At 54.0% G+C, this 21,121-nt stretch carries 15 protein-coding genes and 1 pseudogene; 5 read left to right on the top strand and 11 right to left on the bottom strand.

The features are described from left to right. Positions 1-62 precede the first annotated feature (62 nt). The 9 genes and pseudogenes from ACPDZI_RS07630 to ACPDZI_RS07670 form a co-directional block, all read right to left on the bottom strand. Positions 63-2,696: a hypothetical protein gene (locus tag ACPDZI_RS07630; protein ID WP_438834283.1), complete on the bottom strand. Its 2,634-nt coding sequence runs from the start codon at positions 2,694-2,696 to the stop codon at positions 63-65. 4 nt (positions 2,697-2,700) lie between these two features. Then, positions 2,701-3,543, bottom strand: a complete 843-nt coding sequence (locus ACPDZI_RS07635) for a TRAFAC clade GTPase domain-containing protein (protein ID WP_104014336.1) — start codon at positions 3,541-3,543, stop codon at positions 2,701-2,703. Between the two features lie 16 nt (positions 3,544-3,559). Beyond that, positions 3,560-4,576 carry a TRAFAC clade GTPase domain-containing protein gene (locus tag ACPDZI_RS07640; RefSeq protein ID WP_438834284.1) on the bottom strand — a complete coding sequence of 339 codons (1,017 nt, stop codon included), beginning with the start codon at positions 4,574-4,576 and terminating at the stop codon, positions 3,560-3,562. Next, positions 4,573-5,316 (bottom strand): GTPase-associated system all-helical protein GASH, encoded by a 744-nt coding sequence (locus ACPDZI_RS07645; RefSeq protein ID WP_438834285.1) that lies wholly within the window; start codon positions 5,314-5,316, stop codon positions 4,573-4,575. The genes ACPDZI_RS07640 and ACPDZI_RS07645 overlap by 4 nt, the downstream gene beginning before the upstream one ends. A gap of 283 nt (positions 5,317-5,599) precedes the next feature. Next, on the bottom strand, positions 5,600-6,961 hold the full coding sequence (locus tag ACPDZI_RS07650) for a metallophosphoesterase (RefSeq protein WP_139442477.1): 1,362 nt from the start codon (positions 6,959-6,961) through the stop codon (positions 5,600-5,602). 708 nt (positions 6,962-7,669) lie between these two features. Beyond that, positions 7,670-8,302, bottom strand: a complete 633-nt coding sequence (gmtX, locus tag ACPDZI_RS07655; RefSeq protein ID WP_104014332.1) for a gamma-mobile-trio protein GmtX — start codon at positions 8,300-8,302, stop codon at positions 7,670-7,672. Further along, positions 8,292-11,243 carry a gamma-mobile-trio integrase GmtZ gene (gmtZ, locus tag ACPDZI_RS07660; RefSeq protein ID WP_139442476.1) on the bottom strand — a complete coding sequence of 984 codons (2,952 nt, stop codon included), beginning with the start codon at positions 11,241-11,243 and terminating at the stop codon, positions 8,292-8,294. The genes gmtX and gmtZ overlap by 11 nt, the downstream gene beginning before the upstream one ends. A 1-nt stretch (position 11,244) precedes the next feature. Next, on the bottom strand, positions 11,245-12,717 hold the full coding sequence (gmtY, locus tag ACPDZI_RS07665) for a gamma-mobile-trio recombinase GmtY (RefSeq protein WP_139442475.1): 1,473 nt from the start codon (positions 12,715-12,717) through the stop codon (positions 11,245-11,247). Between the two features lie 362 nt (positions 12,718-13,079). Further along, positions 13,080-14,809: pseudogene (locus ACPDZI_RS07670) on the bottom strand (formate--tetrahydrofolate ligase). Between the two features lie 66 nt (positions 14,810-14,875). On the opposite strand from ACPDZI_RS07670, the gene ACPDZI_RS07675 reads away from it, so the two are divergent. Continuing rightward, positions 14,876-15,292 carry a hypothetical protein gene (locus ACPDZI_RS07675; RefSeq protein WP_077095547.1) on the top strand — a complete coding sequence of 139 codons (417 nt, stop codon included), beginning with the start codon at positions 14,876-14,878 and terminating at the stop codon, positions 15,290-15,292. A 23-nt stretch (positions 15,293-15,315) separates the two neighbouring features. Here the strand turns inward: ACPDZI_RS07675 and ACPDZI_RS07680 are convergent, their stop codons facing one another. Continuing rightward, positions 15,316-16,218 (bottom strand): LysR family transcriptional regulator, encoded by a 903-nt coding sequence (locus tag ACPDZI_RS07680; protein ID WP_017409884.1) that lies wholly within the window; start codon positions 16,216-16,218, stop codon positions 15,316-15,318. A gap of 110 nt (positions 16,219-16,328) precedes the next feature. Here ACPDZI_RS07680 and ACPDZI_RS07685 point away from each other — a divergent pair, with 110 nt between their 5' ends. The 4 genes from ACPDZI_RS07685 to ACPDZI_RS07700 all read left to right on the top strand — a co-directional run bounded on the left by ACPDZI_RS07685 (position 16,329) and on the right by ACPDZI_RS07700 (position 19,283). Continuing rightward, complete coding sequence (locus ACPDZI_RS07685) at positions 16,329-16,889, top strand: YceI family protein (protein ID WP_011705502.1); 561 nt, start codon at positions 16,329-16,331, stop codon at positions 16,887-16,889. Beyond that, positions 16,889-17,626: a hypothetical protein gene (locus tag ACPDZI_RS07690; RefSeq protein ID WP_438834286.1), complete on the top strand. Its 738-nt coding sequence runs from the start codon at positions 16,889-16,891 to the stop codon at positions 17,624-17,626. Before ACPDZI_RS07685 ends, ACPDZI_RS07690 begins: the two co-directional genes overlap by 1 nt. 186 nt (positions 17,627-17,812) lie before the next feature. Beyond that, on the top strand, positions 17,813-18,934 hold the full coding sequence (locus ACPDZI_RS07695) for an adenosylhomocysteinase (RefSeq protein ID WP_076359897.1): 1,122 nt from the start codon (positions 17,813-17,815) through the stop codon (positions 18,932-18,934). Between the two features lie 37 nt (positions 18,935-18,971). Next, the gene (locus ACPDZI_RS07700; protein WP_146062159.1) at positions 18,972-19,283 is read left to right on the top strand and encodes a SelT/SelW/SelH family protein; all 312 of its coding nucleotides are present in this window, start codon (positions 18,972-18,974) and stop codon (positions 19,281-19,283) included. A 63-nt stretch (positions 19,284-19,346) separates the two neighbouring features. Here the strand turns inward: ACPDZI_RS07700 and ACPDZI_RS07705 are convergent, their stop codons facing one another. Next, positions 19,347-21,071 carry a lysophospholipid acyltransferase family protein gene (locus ACPDZI_RS07705; protein ID WP_438834287.1) on the bottom strand — a complete coding sequence of 575 codons (1,725 nt, stop codon included), beginning with the start codon at positions 21,069-21,071 and terminating at the stop codon, positions 19,347-19,349. Positions 21,072-21,121 lie beyond the last annotated feature (50 nt).

Below are 21,121 nucleotides of genomic sequence, written 5' to 3' on the forward strand. Positions count from 1 at the left end.
GATGGTATAAAAGGGCTGAAATCCAGCCCTTTTATATTACTGAGAAATAGCATTAAATTTAATTAATATTTTTTTGATAGTTTTTCAGCTAAAAGCTCATTAATTAAATTTTTGATAAAAACTTTCTCTTCCTCATTAAAATTCTCCAGATCACCTTCGATTTTCACGAGATATTTATCACCATTATAAGTGTTAGCGATCTGTTTAAATATCTTAACAGTATCATGGCATCTAAAAGCTGTGAGAGCTAGATGTCCGGGCTTCCAATATGATGATGACATAAAAGCATTGACCAGCTCATTACGTGCTGTCTTACAGCGATCCCAATCAAAAAAGTAGAAAAATCTCATTAGTTCAGGAACCTCATGTGAGGTTGCCAATTCCTGATAGATAATAGGGAATAAGGCTGAAATCAATAATGATACCGGTTGATCTCTAGCTCGTAGCAGTGATGGTAATAGTTGGCTTGCCGCATCCACTAATATAGTTCTTGGTACTACTGTCTCTGCCTCAAGCATTAGTCTAGCACAAGCATCGTAAGCCTTTTCAGTAAGGTCTAGAACTAGCCGTTCTTTCAATACTCGCGCAATATCATCGGCAGCAGTAATAATTATATGGCGTGCAGTTAAAGGAGCCTTATCAAAGAGAATAAGGTTACGGCTAACAACCTCTTTGTTGATATTGCAATTTAACCCCTCCCTCACGACCCATGCTCCGTTAAGTTGTGCGCCGAGAATATCGAACAACATAAACAGAATTTCAGCCTCATCACCATCAAATCGGTTACGCAAAAATCTTCCAAGCACGCACCCAGAGATCTCTAACTTCGATTTATCATCAAGCTTGGGAAGCACAGCCTTTATGAGGCGGACATGCTCGTTGATCGGAAGGCTTTCTTGCAATATAGCCCGCGTAAATATATCAAAATTATCATCTGGAACAGCGGAAAGGACACGATTGGATATATCTCTGTTAGATAGCAGCGTTGTAAACTGTCTTTCATCCGCACGTCTTAGCACATCGATGAGTAGCTCAGTGGATACAGATTTTGGCAGGCCAGTCTCGCCCAAAAGCCAAAGTACATCGTCAATAACAGGCTCAATTGTTAACGCTAGCAACTTGGCTGATCTTGCTGAAACACTAGATAAAATCAAGGTATCACGAACTAATTGTAACCCACCGACTTCACGTGCACGGTCAATGAGCATTCTACTGAGCCGTGTAGCTTGGAAGTCGTTGGCATCTCTCAGCCTATGTAACTGTATTGCAACATCTTGTATGCCTAGTTTACCGAAAATAGGCACTGCTGCAGGAAGCTGTCGATCCTCAACGATAAATGGTAGCAACATCATACCAGCTTTATCCGCAAGCTCTCGGTCTACCTCGAATAGGGCAGCACCTATTGTTTCAATAAGCTCATCATCTCCTGCAACATAACGCGTCAGAGAACCTCCTTGTGAAACAAGGCATACTATAACGTCAGTAGGTAGTTGGATAAGTGCTGATTTGACGCTTGTAAGGACTCCGTTACCTAGGCCGATCGCTATGCTAGGGATCAAACTGTCTATCACCCGGTCTCGGTCGCCTTGTTGCAATAACCCCAATATCCCATCTGGGGCCTTCTCAGAAAGGTATATTACAAGTTTTTCAACAGCGATCTTGATAGCAGGCATGGAATGCGCTTGCATTTTCCGTGTAATAGCTCCCACAAATTCCCAGGCGTCGATCGGAAGTAGAAATCTCTCAGCCATACCCATACTTTCGATTAGCCGTGGTTCCAGTAACTTCAATGCTTCCACACGATTAACCATTCCCGAGTTGGCAATATCCAAAAGCCCCAATGCAGCGGTAGGAGTCTGATTCAGCTTTTCAAACAGCTCCTCCCATAATAATGCGATACGCAAGGCTACGGCGCTATCCAACTTACGGTTGCCTAACAGAGTAATCTCACTATCCGACAGTAGCCTTGGAACCTGGCCTTCGAAGCTGCGGTTCACAATCGTTCTTGTCCATCTATGTCGCTCAATTTGAGATAAGCGACCTTCAACACGACGTCCAGGCCAATCGGAGAATTTGGCCCGAACACTCGATGGAGCAAAAACAAGGTCTAGATCACGGCCTCCTATTTTTCTGGGCGACAATGCAAACGTCGAAAGTGCGAATCGCCGACGCATATCGGGCCACAATGAAGTGATCAGATGTAAGGCGATGACCTCTGGTTCAGGTGCATCAAAAACTACAACTGGTTTAGGCTCTTCAAGAAATAGCGCCTCCATCATCTCATTTACGTTGAACTTCGGAGCTGTAGGAAGGCATACCTCAAGCGTCGCCTCCAACTGAATACGGGTTGCATCCATTTCATTTGGCAACTGCGGTGAGCTAAGCAAACGAAGAAATGCGAAGGGATGAGAGCTTTGGGACCAGAGTTGAGTATCTAGTATCAAGCTTTTAGTTCGGACACAACCAGCTCTGGAAACACTTAAATCCTGCCATGTTTTAGCCACAACATAGTAGGAACCACTGGGGAGTGGATACATGGATAGATAGGGTTCTATTAGCTCCTTAGGGCGTAAAGGTCCCGCAATATCTGAGAGGCGATCAACAACAGCTTGGTCGTCTTTGGATAACTCAATGGAAGAGGCTAATAACTGGTGCCCCTTGCGATAGCCATGGATTTGAACATCGATGAAAGTCACAGTATTAAAGTCCTACTGCCCATGCAATTGGCAGTGTTACATCGGAATCTTTGCGCCATTTATCTCCATCGCGTACAGCAACCCATCCTTGTCCTTCCATACCCGCTTCTAAAAAGGCTTGTCGGTATAATTCATCATGTTTCAAATCACCACCAACAACGCTTAGACCAAATACTTGAACATCTAAGGTATCTAAGTCTGCCAATCGACCTGCAACAAGAGGATATTCACTCTGCAGATAGGCAATAGGCCCATGTTCAAATGTATCGGCATCAACAAGATCCCAAGCCGAGACCACAACGGATAAACGTGGAAGCCCACCATCCTCACGGTTAGCAAGCGAGTCTTCAAGAAAATGTATCAATTCGCACAACATCACTTGCGTTGGGAGGCCCTGATCTTCTACATCACCAATTTTTTCAAGCATATTGCGTGAAGTTACCCAATCGAGAGGTCGAACATCTTGATCAGAACAAACACGCACGAACAGTAATGCCGCATCCGCATGCTGTAGTTCGTTAACCCAGTCAGGGGCAATCTCATTGTCAATGACCGCACTGCGCCATAACTCACCTGAGACATCGGGCACAACTACTTGGGCTCGGGAACCATGTTCCCTTGCAGCGACAATGACCTTGAAATCGCGTCTTGCGTCACTGTGTTCGGTACGAGGAGCAAAACCACCTTGAAAAAGGTGATCTGTGATTTCGAGCACGAAATTAATATCCTCGGGCTGTTCTGCTGCATGCAGCGTACCTGTTTCACTGTCTAGCGCTTGCCATAAGCGACCAATATAGTTTGTTTTTCCCGAATCGGGGCCACCAAGTAGTATGATCGATCGAGTCATCGGTCTCTCCTATAGTTTAGGTAAGCTCGGCTGCCTTCACGCGGTTCACTTGATGGCCAAAAGGGGGGCGTGCTGCTGGCTCTCCAACTGTCATATCAATCAGTTTGGTAATCCCAAATCCTGCTGGCACTACATCGGGTTGATCTGAAAAAGGAGCCACATCAACTATCTCGGCGTTGGCACCTCGTCGAAGAGTTTCCCTCAGTAAACGGTCCGCGACAATGTCGTTAACAATATGCAAGTCACGATGAGTTACTACTATAAGTAACCGTGGAATGTGGCCATCCAGCATGGTGCTCAAGCGTGCTGCTAGCTGTCCAACCCTAGCAATAAGTCCCTGACGTTTCTCGAGGTCAGCAAGAGTTCGTCCATCAAGTACAATCCAAATCGTGTCAGCTGACTTAATGAAACTCAGCCGATCAGAGCGCGCTGAGGTAATAAGTGCTTGTGTCCACTCTCCTGGTACATCTGGTAACGCCAAATCGATACGGCGTCCATCTGCTTGTCTGATGAGCCTAAGGTGAAGGAAACCTGGTCGATGTTCGTCAGCTAACTCAGTATGGGTGGTCATTTGTTCCGGAACCACACCATCATTCCAATCACGCGCACCGCGAGCGATCTCCTCAAAAGCAACTAAGCTGCGGCTGTCTGCAAAAGACCATCCTTCCAACATAGCATGTGACACGAGCAAATACAGGCTTGCTAAGCATGCTGTTTTACCGGACTCGGGCTCCCCGAGGATTCCTACCACATTAAAGTATCTGCTCCCCATCATTGCATTGAGCTCTTCCAACCCGATTGATCGGCTAGAAACAGGTGCATTAGAAGGTTCTGGTTCGACAAGTACAGGAGCACCCAACAGATCAGAAGGGAGTGATAGCTCTTCATTCTCGTTGTAATTAGTAGAAGGTTCAGATATCTCGTTGGCTACTATATTGGTTACGCGATTACTGCAAGTAAGTGGATCGCCAGAGAGTGCGCAAAGCCCAGTTTCGTCAACAGTGCATCCGTCGAAACTACATGTTCCACTCATAGTTTACTTATTCCTTGAGGCAGAAATCTGACGAATGCGGTTTCCAACAATGCTCTAGCCCCCCACTCAGAAACTGGTCGCTTAATCGAAGCAGCAACTCCTTCTACCTCACCAGTCACCAAAGCGTGTAGCAGAGGGAAAACTGAGGGGTAGGCAAGAACATCCTTTTCAGCAACTACATTAAGAAGAGCTGCTCGGTCTTCTCCAATCGCTGTGAGTAGTTCCGCTAGATCGAGTTCTATATCCTGATCCAAAGTACGTAGAACTATTTCACGATGTACTTCGCAAGGAAGACGACGCAGTATCATTGCCCCTTCAATTCCAGCAGCAACTAGCCGTGTAGGCTCGTTAATATCGGAGAGTTGTTTCTTAAGTAACCTGCTACGCCCTAACTGTGCCCACCACAGATAATCTAACTCTTCACGGTCCAATGCAGCATTACTACGCAGAGTTTCAATCGTTTGAGTTATTGCCGCATTAAAATTATTAGTTACATTATTTTCATCATCAATAGTGATTTTGAGACTGGATGGGTCAGGAACATCGCTTCGTTTTCTTGCCTTATCAGCTGATGCAACACAGAAATCTGTAGCCGCGTTAAGAACTTCACGGCGGAGATTCTCGCGTCGCTCAGCATTAAGTACAGGTTGGTAAGAAAGAGAAGACCAGAGGGCTGCTGCATAAACATCAACAATGGTCCAGCCACTCCCGGTTGGAGTATTACCTAATACTGAAAGCATAGATAATCCAGCACATACACTAATGTCTAGATAGCGCTCTTCGTAAAGGAATGATGGAGACTTTTTTTGAATTGCTGTTTGGATTTCCTCTCCCAGCTCTGGAGAAGGAGTACCATCCCCCCCAGCACAGCTGCTATGTCCACAACCTTAGATATTATGTTCGAGGGGGCTCGAATTTTAGTCCAACTTGTGACAAGGCTTGTTATTGCAGTCTTTCTAGACTCGACATCACTATCGCTTACCGTAACACCTGAAATGCGCATGTGCGTTGCAAGATTATTCATTATTTGACACCATCCTTACGCTCTTCAATTAATTGTTTGATCATCTGTTCAATTTCACTCAATCGACCATTACGAACAAGCATGTCAAATAATCTACGCTCTATACCTTTTGACATCCGCTCATTAAAATTCTCCGGGATCGCATTTAAATTAACGAGTATACGAAGACGTTCTATTTCGAATAGGTCGCGGAAAAAACGGAGACGAGCAAGTTCATAACCTTGCTCCATCGGTTGCATAGCCTGCATTCCCTCGAACGCTTCTTCTGAAGCCACCTCGGATATCGACACTGCTGGAAGTGAAAGACCTTCTGTAACCAGACTATCTATTTTTTTAATAATTTTTTCTGGTGTTGGTCGATCTACTTTACGAAAAGATGGACAGGCTAATCGGAAATTAGGACGCTTTCCACCCAAGCGCTTGTGATCATCTTCGAAACAAGTACGTTGAGAATTCCATGCTCTTGGATGAATCGTAACAGAAAGCCCATCGATCTCTTCATCCCAATCGAACTCTATTATGTTGTATGTAAAGGTATATGTGTCATCTGACTTATAAGGGACCGTTGCGCCAGCAGATAACATCATAATGTCACAACCATCTTCCACTCTTTCAACCGAAACTTTTGGATTATGTTCATGTCCCGATATAAAAACCCGAGCTCTACTGCGAATATAGGTACGAACTTGCTCCTGATCTTTATACCATTGAAGAGGATGATGAACGAGGACAATATTTTCAACGCCATCTTCACGAGGGATAGCAAACTGTCGTGAGCCTATCATTAACTCCGGATTATCATCTCTTTCCTTACCGTGACAAAGGAGAGCAGAATTAAATCGGATAAAACGGATAGTTCTCCCGTGAGCAATTTTCACTTCCATATCAGAGGCATAGCTACCCTCGTTATTCAGCGGGCAGTTGTAGCCAAAACTGAAACGTTCATATTCTTCAAATCTTGCAAAAAGTGCTGCTCGGTCAGTTGGGTTGCTTAAGATAGTCTCATATTCTTGTGCTCCACCTGCCCGGATATGGTCAAGAATCGTCTGTCCAGCGAATGATAGTTTTGAGCGGTCTAGGTCATGGTTACCTGGTACCATCTGAACACAATGAATCTCTACACCAATACCAGCAGCTAGTTCATCAAGCCATTTGCCAGCATCCTCATATTCAGCGCATGTGCCAGAGTGAGCGATGTCCCCAGTGACCAAGATACCATGCGCAACTCCGCCAGCTATACCAGATATGACGTCCCTAGCGTCGGCTATGAGTTGCTTTTTTACGTCAGTGTGGATGTGAACTCGATCATCCTTTTCTTGGCCGAAATGGATGTCAGACACATGAACAAATACTGCCGACATTTGCTTCCCCAGATTTGTGATTTGAAAAATGACTCATCATTGTTGGTCCTAGAGGGTGGCAATATATCAAACTTTAAGACTCCTCGCCTTGTTGTTAGTTAAGTCAACACCTACCCTTGTTGATACCGAAACTAGTACCCTATCTTCAGGTTTAGCTTGTGGAAGTTAAACACCAAAGCCCTTGGTATCAAGGGATAGCTAGGGTTACACCTTGGGGCGGACAAGCTCGCAGTGTCGACCAACTCATCTGATGTCTCGATATGCCAAATAAGACTTCGCAACCAGTCTAACTGATACTCAATTGGTTCCACCCGAGGTAACTGTACCCAATCGTGCATGCGAGCGCTGATTCCTGACTGATGTGCGAAAGCTCTCCAGGGGGCTGTCGATTGATGTGATTATCTATCCGATACATCGGGGTTGAGCTGGTATCTGGTCAAGTATTCAACCCTCCGTCCATTTTCAGTAGGTTACCAGCCTTACACTATCTCATGAGAGAGTTTTTGGCTTCATCTGGGAAGATAAGTGCCAACTCTTGGAGAGAGTAGAGCCGGTAGCCATGCTATCGGTCAAAGAGCCTGAGTAGTTTGATGAACTCGGAGAATTGCATGGACATAGAATAACTAAAAATGATTACTTTATGTGTAGCGCTATAGAGATCTCAACCTGATCTAACCGTTACCTAATGGTCACTTGAACGCGAATTGCTCATTCAATGATCTTCCGGATTGCCGAAACAAAACCTATCTTGAAAATACAGCGTCCGTTGACGGTCAGGATTCGGCCATGCTCATCAGTTTTCCAGCCTTCGTCGTGCATAAGTTGGTCACTGACCGCATGTCTTAATGCAGCTCTTTCTGATTCGGTAAGGCCCAGAGATATCGGTAGGATCTGGATGGTCTCCGGTGAATGGCTTGATTTTTTTGCAGTCATGTCGATGACTACTTCGGTGTGTGTCTTAAGCAGGTTCACTTCGCCACGAAGCTTTTTGTTCTCGGCAAGTACAGCTCCCATAACAGCACGCACCGCTGGATCTGGGATCTTGTCTAACACTGCATAGATGGGGTTTTCACTTGTCTTGCGCAGCTTGCGGGTCATGCCACCAGTATGGTTTGCCCATGCCTTGATCAGGCCTTTAAAGTCATCTCCTGTCTTGTTGTGTATCGTCGATTTAACCGGCCCACCGCGCTCTTTAGAGAGCCTAGAGATAGTGGCAACCGTGAAATCGGTGCTGCCACGCTCATGCTGCTCCCGGCATACGTCATAAATAATATCGAGGTTCTTCGCCTTACGTGGCGTCGCATTAGCCTTAAGTTTTTCAAGAACGTCGTCAGGATGCATAACTGTCTCCATCGTATACAGTACTGCGAGCAGTATTAATGAGTTGTCTGATAGAGGTACCGGATACCTTTTCGCTGAGTACATTCCAAGTTTCTTCGACTAACCCAATCTCCTGCAGTCTGCGACGGCCTTCTGCAAATTCAAGCGCCCCTTTGAGCGAACCAGTGCGAGCCTGAATGAGCTGCATGACTGCATTGCCTACTTCCAGTTGCTGTTGAGGGCTCAGACGGAAGAAGATCGGTGGCATCTTGTTAAGCGCCAGCATGCAGTCAAGTAGTTGGGCGCGACGCAAGGAGGGTTTACGCGAATCTATCTCCGGGTAAAGAGTGGCGTTTTCACAAAGTATTTCAAGCTGATGCAACTCCGATGCAGTCTCAGTAAACACCATTTGGATATCGTCCATCTCGCCCACAGCAACAAGTTGTACCCCATCCTGGTTGGCTTGCTTCATAATCTCAAGAGATCGTCCGATTAAGTGATATGTTGCCTGGAGATCATTGATGACCTTACCCATAGCCTCTGCCTCTGCTTCATAGCGCTGCGAGAGCTTTTCCAGTTCTCGGGTTGCGGTAAATAAACGGCCATCACGTTCACATTCAGCGCGGTGATTTTCCAAATCCGTAATGGCTGCTTGCAACTCATTGTGCCTTTCTGCACGCTCGTGAGCCTCATAACTGAGAGAATTGAAATGGGCTTGCAAACCAGGCAAAAACGCGGGGCCGGATAAAAAGAAACGGCAGCGGACGCAGTTACGCTGTTCCGGGTAGCCGGGCACGGGGGCGTAGACGGGATATCTCTGGTTTTCGTTGACGCACTCACCGCCCACGGCACACAACGTTCCACTCGCTGAACAAATTCCCTTGTCCTCGAAAACGAAAGTTGCAGCCGACTTATGGCCAACTGCAGCATATACGGCATCCGAACTGATGCTGGCAAAACGCTGGCTTATCTGCTCCATCGTCGCATCCATGAGAAAGCGTCGGTGGTTGGTCTCCTCGGCAGCCAGCGCGTTGCGCTCGGCAGCACTCAGTACTTCTTTCATGTAGGCGTACCCACATTTGGTGTAGTACAGAGTCATTATGAGTCGTGCGTGGCCAGCGATCAGCTTGGAAACCACTGCCAGAGGTAACTGGAGATCGAGTACCAAGTAGCTGATAAGTGAGACTCGCAGAGCATGGAGAGGATAGAACGTTGTTGTGGGGCTGTTCTCATTGACGAACTTGATCTGCGTGCCATCGTCCAGCGTTTCAGCACGCATTAGGCAACGTTGCTCTAGCCGAGCTAGAAGTAGATACCAAATTCGGTCAAGAGCAGCACTTATAATTGGCTTTTGCCTATCATTCCCATTTCCTGCTGCATCGCGAAACAAAAAGCAAGTTGATCCCCGTTCCTCTAACACTTGGGGATGTGGTGGGGTGACACCGAAATGTTTCCACTCCAGTTCAGTCCATGCTGTCGGTGTGCTGAGTGGGTTGTATCGTTCTTGCCAGCGGCGCAGTTTCGTCAGCCAATACAAAACCGTTTCGTTAACCCAAGGTATAACATAACCCTTATCATTTTCGGCCTTGCCGTAATCAGCAGTTTTGTTGGTATTAATGAATAATCCAGCCCCGGATTCATTCAAACTTCGGTGGAAAACTCCACGCTGATAGGGCCGCGCAACACTGCCGGTAGCGAGCGGAGAATCATTCAAAACGAAATTGCCACCTTGTAGTCCATGTATATAGGACCATGTGTCAGCCTCTCCAGAATCGAGCATTCGGACCTGAAAAGTACGCAGCGGCAGTTCCAGCTTGAGATAGAGAGCAACAGCTCTCACTGGGGACCACATCTCGGTCACGAGGGAAGGAGTCTTGAAATACTTGCGTTCATATGCACTAGCTGCACGCTCTCGCCAGACGCAATCTGGGTCGTCGGGATCAATTAGATAGGGGGGGACACGAAACCAGTCACCGCCAGAGCTGCCAGCCTCCATTGCCTGTTGAGCCCAGAGCCAGTCACGGAATACCGGCCCTTCGGCAAGCATCGTACGTAATTCCTCGATATAGCGGATGGAGAGCGCGGCCTTGGTAGTTTCCGTCGGTACAATAAAGCCAATTTGGGATTGTCGTACTACTGGATTGTGTAGTGAAGGGGGGATGACCTTGAGACCATGTTCATCCTCAATCGATAGCTTATCGTTAAGTACCCAATCAAGGAATTCAGCAACAGAATTATTAAGCTTGATATCAGCACGACTTAACTGACCGATGGCCCCCTTGGTTTTGACATTTAGCAGGACATCATGAAAGTGTTGAGCGGGTGGTGATGCTCGGGACAGGTAAGTAATGGGATTACGCGCTAGTCCGCAACCTATGATGTATGCCACTAGGAATTTATCTAGAGCGACGTGCCAAGTAGGGACAGCCCTTTTTTGCTGGCTCAGCCACTCGGCTGCAAGTTTTTGCCAGTGACTCATGCGTTGGTCCTGTGCCACCACATAGTCAAAATTGAGATCGGCCCCTTTGTGGGTGATTTTAATTTTAAGGCGAGGAAAGGGGTTGTGCAGATGTTTTGGCTTCACGAGGAAACCATCGGCATCGGGTTCAGTTAGGTGGGTATGCAGCACCCATTGGAGAAAATCACTTATATGATCGTGCAGTTTAATTCCCGCACCGCTTTTGTACGATGCTAGATTCAGCGTCGTCCATAGATCCGGCAGACAAGAGCCAGCTTCAAATATAGCTACAGGGCGCTTGTCCAACTGTAGCTTATACAGGTAGCGTACGAAGAAGGCGGTAAGTGGGGCTGCGTTTGTTTGTGTACGGAAACCAGGCTGCTTCAAAAACCACTCACTGGCAAGTACCTGCCACTGCTCGAAGGCTGGATCGAGAGCAAGCAGGAAGCGAAACTCGGGGTCAAAAAATTGGTTAGTACCCTTAACTCTATTCCCTCTACCCATCTCATCTTTTCCTCGACAGTTTTGGTGCCTGGCCGCTCATTAACCCCAATGGATCAACGTCCCTGAAGCCATAAATTAGGGGATCAGGTGGTGGCAGAACGATGCCCATTTGCTCACGCACAGCAGCTTCCTCCAGAGCTCGAACTAACCTAGCGCGATCTGGCTCGGTATACACAACCTGCGATTCTAGGGACTTGTGATGTAGCGCCTTTTTGCGTAAAACAGGATCAATCCCTACATTTGTCAAAGTTTGACCATAGGCGTGGCGATGCCCATGTGGCGAGGTACCTATGGCTTTGGCGGCCACAAGCCCAATGCGCTCAACTGCTCGTCGATGTTGACGTTCAAACGAGTCGATGGCGTACGGTTTTCCGTTCTGGGTCACGAACGCAAACGGGTGGTCGCAGGCTAGCTGAGCTCGATGTGCCATATAAAGCACCCAAAGCTGCCAAAACAACTTACCGGCCCACTGCGGGAACCAGTTTATGTACATGAAGTGAGATTTCGAGTCGAGGGCGTTCCCCTTCCATCCGGCAAACAGCTGATCGCTCAAGGCGTACTCATTGCGTGGGCGAAGGCCGTACTTACCATTCAAGTAGGCCAAGCGGTTACATATCGTCGGTTTGCCATTGGCACCTAACCAGTCAGGCGGAGCAGCCCCCTGGCTAGGGTGGTAGATACGCACCAACGCGTGATCCGGGTGAATCGGGTCGGGCACTACATCTTGCACGTACAGATGAAAGGGCTCAGACATACGAACTCCGCCGTAATGCATCAGCAGCGTGATCAGGATATCCCGTATATTAAGCCGTTGTTCAAGGCGGGGACTCGCTTGCTTACCTGGCACGATGAAGCCTTTGAATAGTAAGTCCGACATATGCTCATCTGGGAAACGTTTTACTTGCTCATGGTCGATAACTGGAGTTCGCTTGAGTAAGGTGTTGCGGGCATGTGTCATGGCAAGCGATGCCTGTCCTCGATCCCATGTATGTGCTAAAAAGGCACGGTTGTGCTTCTGGTGCCAAGCGGCCCACGCAAGCATTTCCTCACTTTTCGTGGCGTCACGCCAAGGATTGAGCGACTTGGTATCTAATCCCCGCGCCATCCAGTCTGAGAACCTTGAGATGCAATTCACCAGCACCCTTACCACGGCAGGGGTGCGCCCCTGCCAATAGAGGCCACTGGGGTCAGTACCATTTTCGCCCACTGTGCCGGTATACAAGCGATTGCTGAAGACTTCGAACAATACTTTTGGGTCATCGAAGCAGGTTTGGTTCGCAGTCATGTAGTCGAGTAAGAGACCTACTGCCTGAGCTGTTTTAGTCATCCAAGCACTGCTGCGTACTTGTACGTGGGCTAAGAAGTAGTCAACCAACGGCCTTAATGGCCCATGTTCGGTCAGGATGACAGGGATTTCGGTAACCACGCCGGTATGGTCACGATACACCTTGCCACGGATGGTGGTGTGTTCCATCAATACTCCTTACGTAATAATGGGCTACGTAACCATTGATGCTCCAAAAATCAATGGCGATCTTTGGAGTACTCGAAGACAGGAACATTGCAAGATTCTGTTCTTATGAGTGATGCCCGGTCATCATTATTGAATTAGTAAGTGAGTTACAATTAGTATCAGTAATGCGCCATAGCTATACTCTGTCAAGTTAAAAAAAGGCCACCATCAAGTACTGAGGGTGGCCTTTTTGATACCTAATAGTAATGAGTACCTACACGGTATAACAATCGGTGGGGCCTTGTTGTTTCTGGCAGGTTTGCTGATCGCAGGGTTGATGAGCGCAGCGTCATCGGGCGGCGCCAGACCCTTTATCCGACCATTCAGCTCAGGCCGACTATCTCGCCGTTATCGTCGATATCGATATGACGGTAGGCCGGCAGGCTGCCAAGGCCCGGCATGGTCATGATGGGGCCCGCCAGGGCATAGACGAAACCGGCACCGGCGCACAGCTTCACCTCCTCGATGGGCACCTCGAAGTCCGTTGGCACCCCCTTGAGGGCCGGATCATGGCTGATGGAGAGCGGCGTCTTGGCCACGCAGACCGGCAAGTGATCCCACCCCTCGGCAGAGAGTTGTGCCAGCTGCTGGCGCGCGCGCTCAGAGAGCTGCACGCCGCGCCCGCCATAACCGCACTCCACCAGGGTTGCCAGCTTGGCGTCGAGGTTCATCTCGTCGGAGTAGAGCAGTTTGACTTTGCCTGGCTGCTCACAGGCGGCCACCACGACCTGGGCCAGCTCGCTGGCACCGGACCCACCCTGGGCAAAGGCGCTGGAGATGGCGCTGCCACAAGCGCCGGCTCGCAGCGCCGCGCGGGCCAGCAAGGCCAGTTCGGCTTCGCTGTCGGTGGGGAAGCGGTTGATGGCGACCACCACCGGCACCCCGTAGCGGCGGGCATTGGCGATGTGCCAGCCGAGGTTGGCGCAGCCCTGCTCGAGGGTCGGCAGATCCTCGCGCAGCAGGCTTTCCGGCAGCGGCTGGCCCGGTCGAATGTCGAGCAGGCCACTGTTGGCCTTGAGGCCGCGCACCGTCGCTACCAGCACCACGCAGGCCGGCGTGATGCCGGACTGGCGGTGCTTGATGTTGAAGAACTTCTCCAGCCCCATGTCGGAGCCAAAGCCCGCCTCGGTCACCACGTAATCGGTGAGGCCGAGGGCCATGCGATCGGCGATCACCGAGGAGTTGCCGTGGGCGATGTTGGCAAAGGGGCCGGCGTGCACCAGCACCGGGGTCTGCTCGGTGGTCTGCATCAGGGTTGGCTGCAGGGCCTCTTTGAGCAGCACCGTCATGGCCCCCGCCACTTCCAGCTGCTCGGCGGTGATGGGCTTGCCGCGCAGGTCGCGGGCCAGCTGGATGCGGCCGATGCGCGCGCGCAGGTCTTTCAGATCGCTCGCCAGCGCCAGAATGGCCATCAGCTCGGAGGCGGCGGTGATGACGAAGCGATCCTGGCGCTCGATGCCATCGGCAGCGCTGCCCTGGCCGACGGTGAGGTGGCGCAGGGCGCGGTCGTTCATGTCGAGGGTGCGTGGCCAGAGGATGTTGTCTGCATCGATATCGAGCCGTTGCAAACCGGTTCTGGCGCTGAACTGGTCGCCGAGCTTGCGCTCATGGAACAGACGGGCATCGAGGGCCGCCGCCGCCAGGTTGTGGGCGGCGGTGAGGGCGTGAAAGTCACCGGTGAGGTGCAGGTTCATCTCCTCCATCGGCACCACCTGGGCGTGACCGCCACCGGCGGCGCCCCCTTGACCCCGAACACCGGGCCCAGGCTCGGCTGGCGGATGGTGGCGATGCTGGGCTGGCCGATGTGGTTGAGCCCCATGGAGAGGCCGAGGGTGGTCACCGTCTTGCCCTCGCCAAGCGGGGTGGGGGTAATGGCGCTCACCAGCACCAGCTTGCCCGCCGGTTTGGGGAGAGACTTGAGCAGCTCGAGGCTGAGTTTGCCCTTGTAGTGACCGTAAGGATGGAGCTGGTGCGAAGGGATGGCGAGGCGTTCGGCCAGCGCGTGAATGGAGAAACGGGGGGACTGGCGGGAGATCTCGATATCGCTTAGCATCAGCACCTCGTTGGCATGTCAGGTCAAATATGCGGCGCAGTCTAGTGGAATCAACAGGGTTATCCAATGAGTAATAATATTTTGTCCGGCAATCGTGAGCTGCATCTAACGCCCATCGAGCTGGATCTAAACACCCTCTATCACCCGCCCAAACAGCCGTTGACCGCGCTGGGGGTCGTCAGCGCCTTCATTCCGCTGTTTGGTTATGGCTGGCAGGCGATGACCCAGGATCCCGAGACCCATTTTCGCCATGAACTGGGCAAGCGCATCAACAAGCACAAGACCGACGAGGCCAATCTCATCCTGACACTGCAGCTGGCCGGCATGCTCGACTGCCACTGTCTGCACATCACCTTGCCCTATGCCTTTGACGAGGCGCAGTTGGCGACCCTGCGCCAGCGCCTGCCGCGCTGGCAGCTGAGCCTGCACGACCTGCTGCTGGTGGCCGAGCTGCCGCTGCCTGCCGATAGCGTCGCCTCATAGCCATTCTGTCACCGCGGCAAAACTTAAGCCTTGCGATCCCAGTAGTGGGGGGCGAGATAACGCTCCTGCACGAATTCGATGAAACAGCGCACCTTGGCCGAGACGAAACGGCGGTGCGGATAGAGGGCATAGAGCCCCACCTGCCCCTTCTCCCACTCCGGCAGCAGTGACACCAGGGCGCCGGAGCGCAGCGCATCGCCGACGATGAAGGTGGGCTGCAGTATGATGCCCTGGTCGTCACAGGCCGCCCGGGTCAGGGCCACCCCGTTGTTGGCCCGCAGCGGCCCCTGCGGGCGCACGCTCAGCTGCTCGCCATCCCGTTTGAACACCCAGTCCGGCTGGGTCAGGGTGTAGAGCAGGCAGTCGTGCTGCTTGAGATCCTCCGGGGTGCTCGGCGTGCCTCGGCGGGCCAGATAGGCCGGGCTGGCACATACCTCCAGCCGCATCATGGCCAGCGGCTTGGCCACCAGGGAGGAGTCCGGCAGGTTGCCGATGCGCAGCGCCAGATCGAACCCCTCTTCCACCAGCGCCACCCGTCGGTCGCTGTACTCTATCTCCAGCTTCAGGTCCGGGTAGCGTTCACGAAACAGCGGCAGGGCGGGGGAGAGGTGCAGGTAGCCGAAATCCATCGGCACCGAGAGCTTGAGGGTGCCCTGGGGTTGCTGGTTGTTGCGGGTCAGCTGGCTGTGGGTCTCTTCGAGCTCCGCCAGCAGCGCCTGGGAGCGCTGGTAGTAGAACTGGCCGGCCTCGGTGGGGTTGACCTGGCGGGTGGTGCGCGACAACAGCCGGGTGGAGAGCGACTCCTCCAGCTGCTGCATCAGCTTGGAGGTCATGGCGACCGAGATGCCGAGCTGGTTGGCGGCCTTGGTAAAACTTTGACACTCCACCACCTTGATGAAGGTGCGCATGGCGGCTATCTGGTCCATCTTTCACTCTCAGTTGATAATTATTTTAATAAATCGCTGATTATCTATTCCGATATGGAGGTTAGCATCTTGGTTGTTGTTGTGAACCCCCAATATGAAGGAACGAACGGATGAAAATGACCAAGGCCCTGCTGGCCTCCTGCCTGTTTATGGCGGCCCCCCTGATGGCGGCCGATTACGATGTCGATGCGGCGCACACCACGGTGCAGTTCAAGGTGGGTCACCTCGGCTTCTCCGAACTGGTGGGCCGTTTCAATACCTTCAGCGGCACCTTCAGCATGGACGACGCCAACCCGGCGGCGGCCAAGGCGAGCTTCGAAATTGACGCCGCCAGCGTGGACTCCAACCACGAGCCGCGCGACAAACACCTGCGCAGCCCCGATTTCCTCGACGTGAAGCAGTTCCCCAAGATGACCTTCGTCAGCTCCGGCTATGAGGGCACCAAGGATAAAGGCGTACTGAAAGGCACCCTGACCCTGCACGGCGTGTCCAAGGAAGTGGCCTTCGATCTGGTCCACATCGGTGAAGGCAAGGATCCCTGGGGTGGCTACCGCAGCGGCTTCAACGCCACCACCACCATCAAGCGCAGCGATTTTGGCGTGAACTACATGGTGCCGAACATCCCCGACGAGATGAGTATCAATCTGTTCGTCGAAGGCGTGCGCAAGTAATGGGCGCGGCACTCCTGCTGCAAACCCTGGCGGCTCCTTTGGGAGCCGCTTTGCTGTCGTGGCGCTGGCCGCGGCTGGGGTATCTGTGGGGCGCCCTGGCGCTCTGGTTGGTGGGCTGTCTGCTGGGCGGAGCCTACGGGCTGCCGGTCAAAGCGTGGCAGTGGCTGCCGCTGACTCTGCTGGTGCCCGCCCTGGCGGCGCAGCTGGCCGACCAGCGGGCCGCGCTTGCGCTGTGTGCCGCTCTGGGGGCGCTGGTGTGGTGGCAGGGGCTGGCCTCGGTGCTGGCGAGCGAGCCTGCCATCTGGCTGGCGTTGCTGCCTGCCATCGCCTGGCTGGGATGGACCGGGCTGCGTGGTGACAGCCGCGAGGGGCTCGGCTTTGCCCTCGGCTTCATCTGGCTGGCGCTGGTGATCGGCATCGACGGCAGCCTGCTGATTGCCCAGCTGGCCGGCGCGCTGGCGGCTTTCGCCGGTTTCCGTGCCCTGCTCGGGGCCTTTGCCGGCTGCCAGGTGGCGCCCGCGGCGCTCGGATTGGCGCTGGCCTTCGTCCAGATGCTCGCCTGGCAATACGTGGAAGTGCCGCTGCTGGTGCTGTTGCCGGTCTGGTTGCTGCCCCTGCTGGAGTGGACCTTGCGCAGCAAGCCCTGGATCCAGCGCTGGACCCTGCTGATCCTGCTGGCGGGCGCAGGAGCCGGACTCAGTCTCTGGAAGGTGTGGCCGGAAGCCTCGTTGTACTGATTTTTAGCATAAAAAACAGACAATTAACCCGAAAGTTGCCGACTTCGTCATAGCCTGCACAGATAAAGATTGAGCCCCATAGTGCTTTCAGATAAAAAGGATTTTCAATTATCTGGACACACACAGGACCCGGTCTGACCGGGTTCTGTTTGCCTGCTTGTTTGCGGCGCGCTAAGGAGGCCACAGTTGCGCAGTCAAGGATCTGAGCATCTGTTTTTTCGCCATTTCACCGAGCAGGGACGTCTCGACGGGCTCTGCATCCTGCTGGTTACCCATCTGCTTCCCGATCGCCCCCAGTTTATCCAGGCCCTCGATCAGATCGGGCGGATTGGCGCCATCCTGCCCAAACCCAAGTCGGTGCATGGACCGACCCTGACCTGGGCCCAGCAACACTATCCGGTACTGCCCCTCAATCGCCAGTGGACCAATACCCCGCAGGGGGTGATCGAGCACATAGCCCCGCTGGTGGCGCCCCATGAGCGGCTGATCATCCTCGATATCGGGGGCTATTTCGCCAGAACCCAGGCTACCCTCAGCGAGTATTTCGGCCCCCGCTTCCTCGGGGTGGTGGAGATGACCGAAAACGGCCATCAGCGCTACGAGCAGGAGGTGCTGGCCACCCCGGTCATCTCGGTGGCGCGCAGCCCCCTCAAGCAGGCCGAGGATATCCAGATTGGTCTGAGCGTGGTCTACTCCGCCGAATCCCTGGCCCGCACCCTCAACCGTACTTTCAATGTCTGCCAGGCCGCCCTGTTCGGCTACGGTAAGGTGGGCCGCAGCATCGCCCGCGAGCTCAGATGCCGCAACCTGCACCTGGAGCTGGTGGAGACCGACGTGCTGCGCCAGGTGGAGGCGCTTTCCCACGGCTTCAAGCTGGTGGGCAAGGCCGAAGCCCTCGGTCGGGCCGAGCTGGTGATCTGCTCCACCGGCAACGGCGCGCTGGACTTGGCGGATCTGCAGCAGCTGCGCCCCGGCACCATGGTCGCTTCGGTCACCTCGGCGGACGACGAATTTGCGTTCTGCCTCTCACAGCTACCCTGGCCGAGCGAGGAGGTGTGCCCCCACGTGCTGGCACTGACCCGTCCCGACGGCAGCACCATCTTCCTGCTCAACCGGGGCGAGGCGGTCAACTTCGTCCATGGCGCCGTCATCGGCGAATATGTCTATCTGGTGCTGGCGGAGATCATCGAAGGGGTGCGTCAGCTGGCGTTGCAGCCGCTGGCCCCCGGCCTGTTCGACCTGCCGCAGTCGACCATGCGCACCATTGCCCGTCACTGGCTGGCCGACTTCCACGGTGTCGCCCAGTGAGTGCCTTTTTCTTAGCCGCCATTGATGGAGTGACCACATGAGCGAGACGACGCTTTCCAGCCCCAAACCCCGCATCGAGATCCGCTACTGCACCCTCTGCCGCTGGATGCTGCGCGCCGCCTGGCTGGCTCAGGAGCTGCTCTCCACCTTCGACAGCGATCTGGGCGAGGTGGCGCTGGTGCCGGCCAGCAAGGGTGAGTTTCGCATCCTGGTGGACGGGGTGCTGGTGTGGGATCGGGTGGCCGACGATGGCTTCCCCGAGGCCAAGGAGATCAAGCAGCGGGTGCGCGATGTCATCGCCCCCGAGCGTGACCTGGGCCATGCCGATCGCAAGCCTGCCGCCGAGTAGGCCACAGCACCAATGACTAAAGAGAGGGAGGCACAGGCCTCCCTCTCTCGTTGTGGCGTCCGGTCAACGGTCGGCAGCTGTACCCGGCTCATCTTCGGCGGGGAGGCCGATATAGCGGGCCCGCTTGTGGGGCTTGAGGCGGCTCACATCCACCCACACCAGGCCATCGATGCAGTGGTTGAAGTCGGGGTCGATGCCAAAATCCATGAACTGCACGCCACCCGGCTCGCACAGCTCGGAGTACTGCTTGTAGAGGGTGGGAATGGCGCAACCCAGGTTGTCGAGGCGGGCCTTGAGCTCCCGCAGATCCGCGCCGTAATCCAGCCCCGCAAACAGTGGCGGCGTGGCGGGGTAGGGGCGGCGCGAGGGGGCGAGTGCGAGCTCGGGGGCAAAGTGCTGGCGGTAGAAGCTCACCAGCAGATCCTTGGCCGCCGCCGGCAGGCTGCCGGAGAGCGACACCGGGCCAAACAGGTAGCGATAGCGAGGATAACGCGCCAGATAGGCGCCGATGCCGAACCAGAGGTAATCGAGCCCCCTCTTGCCCCAATAGGCGGGCTGGATGAAGCTGCGGCCAAGCTCGATGGCAAGCTCCAGCCTGGGCAGCAATTTCTCTTCAAAGCCGAACAGAGTGTGGCTGTAGAGGCCATCGAGCCCCTTGCTGGTCAGCAGTTCGGCCACCGGGGCGAAACGGTAGGCACCGATGATCTCGAGCCGGGCCGGATCCCAGAGAATGAGGTGGTGGTAGTCATCGTCGAAGACGTCGAGATCCCGCCGCCTGCCGGAGCCTTCCCCCACCGCCCGAAAGGCGATTTCCCGCAGGCGCCCCAGTTCACGCAGGATCACCGAATGACTCTGCTCGTGGCGTCGGTAGAGGTAGATCCCCTGACCGTCCGGGGTGTGGCCGAGCGCCTCGCAGGCGTCGATGGCCTGTTTGAGCTGACGGCGCTCTTCCGGCAGGGCGATGGGGGCCTCGGTGGCCAGCAAACCCCGCTTGCCGCGCCCGACTCGGTAGAGGTGGCTGCGTACCAGCCGGGCCGCGCTCTTGGCGGGCAGCTCCTGCACTCCGCTCACCGGGATGCGGGCACCGATGGTGATGCCGATGCGTTTCCCTTGCTGGCGAAACAGCTGCTTGACCAGCAACAGCCCCGCCCAGTCGTTGTGGAGCCAGGCGGCGAGATAGAAGGAGAGACTATTGCGCCCGTCCAGGTGGATGGGCACCAGCGGGGTACGGGTGCGCTGAGCCAGCTTGATGAAGCCCGCCTGCCAGGGGCCGTCCTTGACCCCCTTGGGGCCGAGGCGCGACACCTCGCCGGCGGGAAAGATCACCAGCGCCCCTTCACTCGCCAGGTGTTCTCCCATCGCCAGAATGGCGCGCCGGTCGGTCTTGCCGCCCAGGTTGTCCACCGGCAGCAGCAGGGGGCGCAGCGGCGTCAGCTGGGCCAGCAGCTGATTGGCCACTATCTTGACGTCCGGCCGGATGCGGCCGAGCAAGCGCAGCAGGGCCAGCCCGTCGAGGGAGCCGATGGGGTGATTGGCGACGATGATGACCCGGCCGCTGGCCGGAATGTGCTCGAGCTGGGCTTCGCTCACCCGGTAGTCGAAGTCGAGCTCGGTCAGCGCCTGCTCGACGAAGTCGAGTCCGCGCAGGTGAGGATGACTCGTGGCAAAGCGTTGAAACGCCTGCTCGTGCAGCAGCCAGCGAAGCCCCTGCCGGAGCAGGGGGCGCAGCAGGCCGTGGGCCGAGAGGCGGGGCAGGTGTTGTTGTAGCAGGGCATCGACACTGAACATGGGCTGGGCTCCGATGAGTCGTTACCCTAGCGTGACGCCCTTCTGTTCCC

The sequence above is a fragment of the Aeromonas oralensis genome, assembly GCF_049665575.1.
Taxonomy (GTDB): domain Bacteria; phylum Pseudomonadota; class Gammaproteobacteria; order Enterobacterales; family Aeromonadaceae; genus Aeromonas; species Aeromonas hydrophila.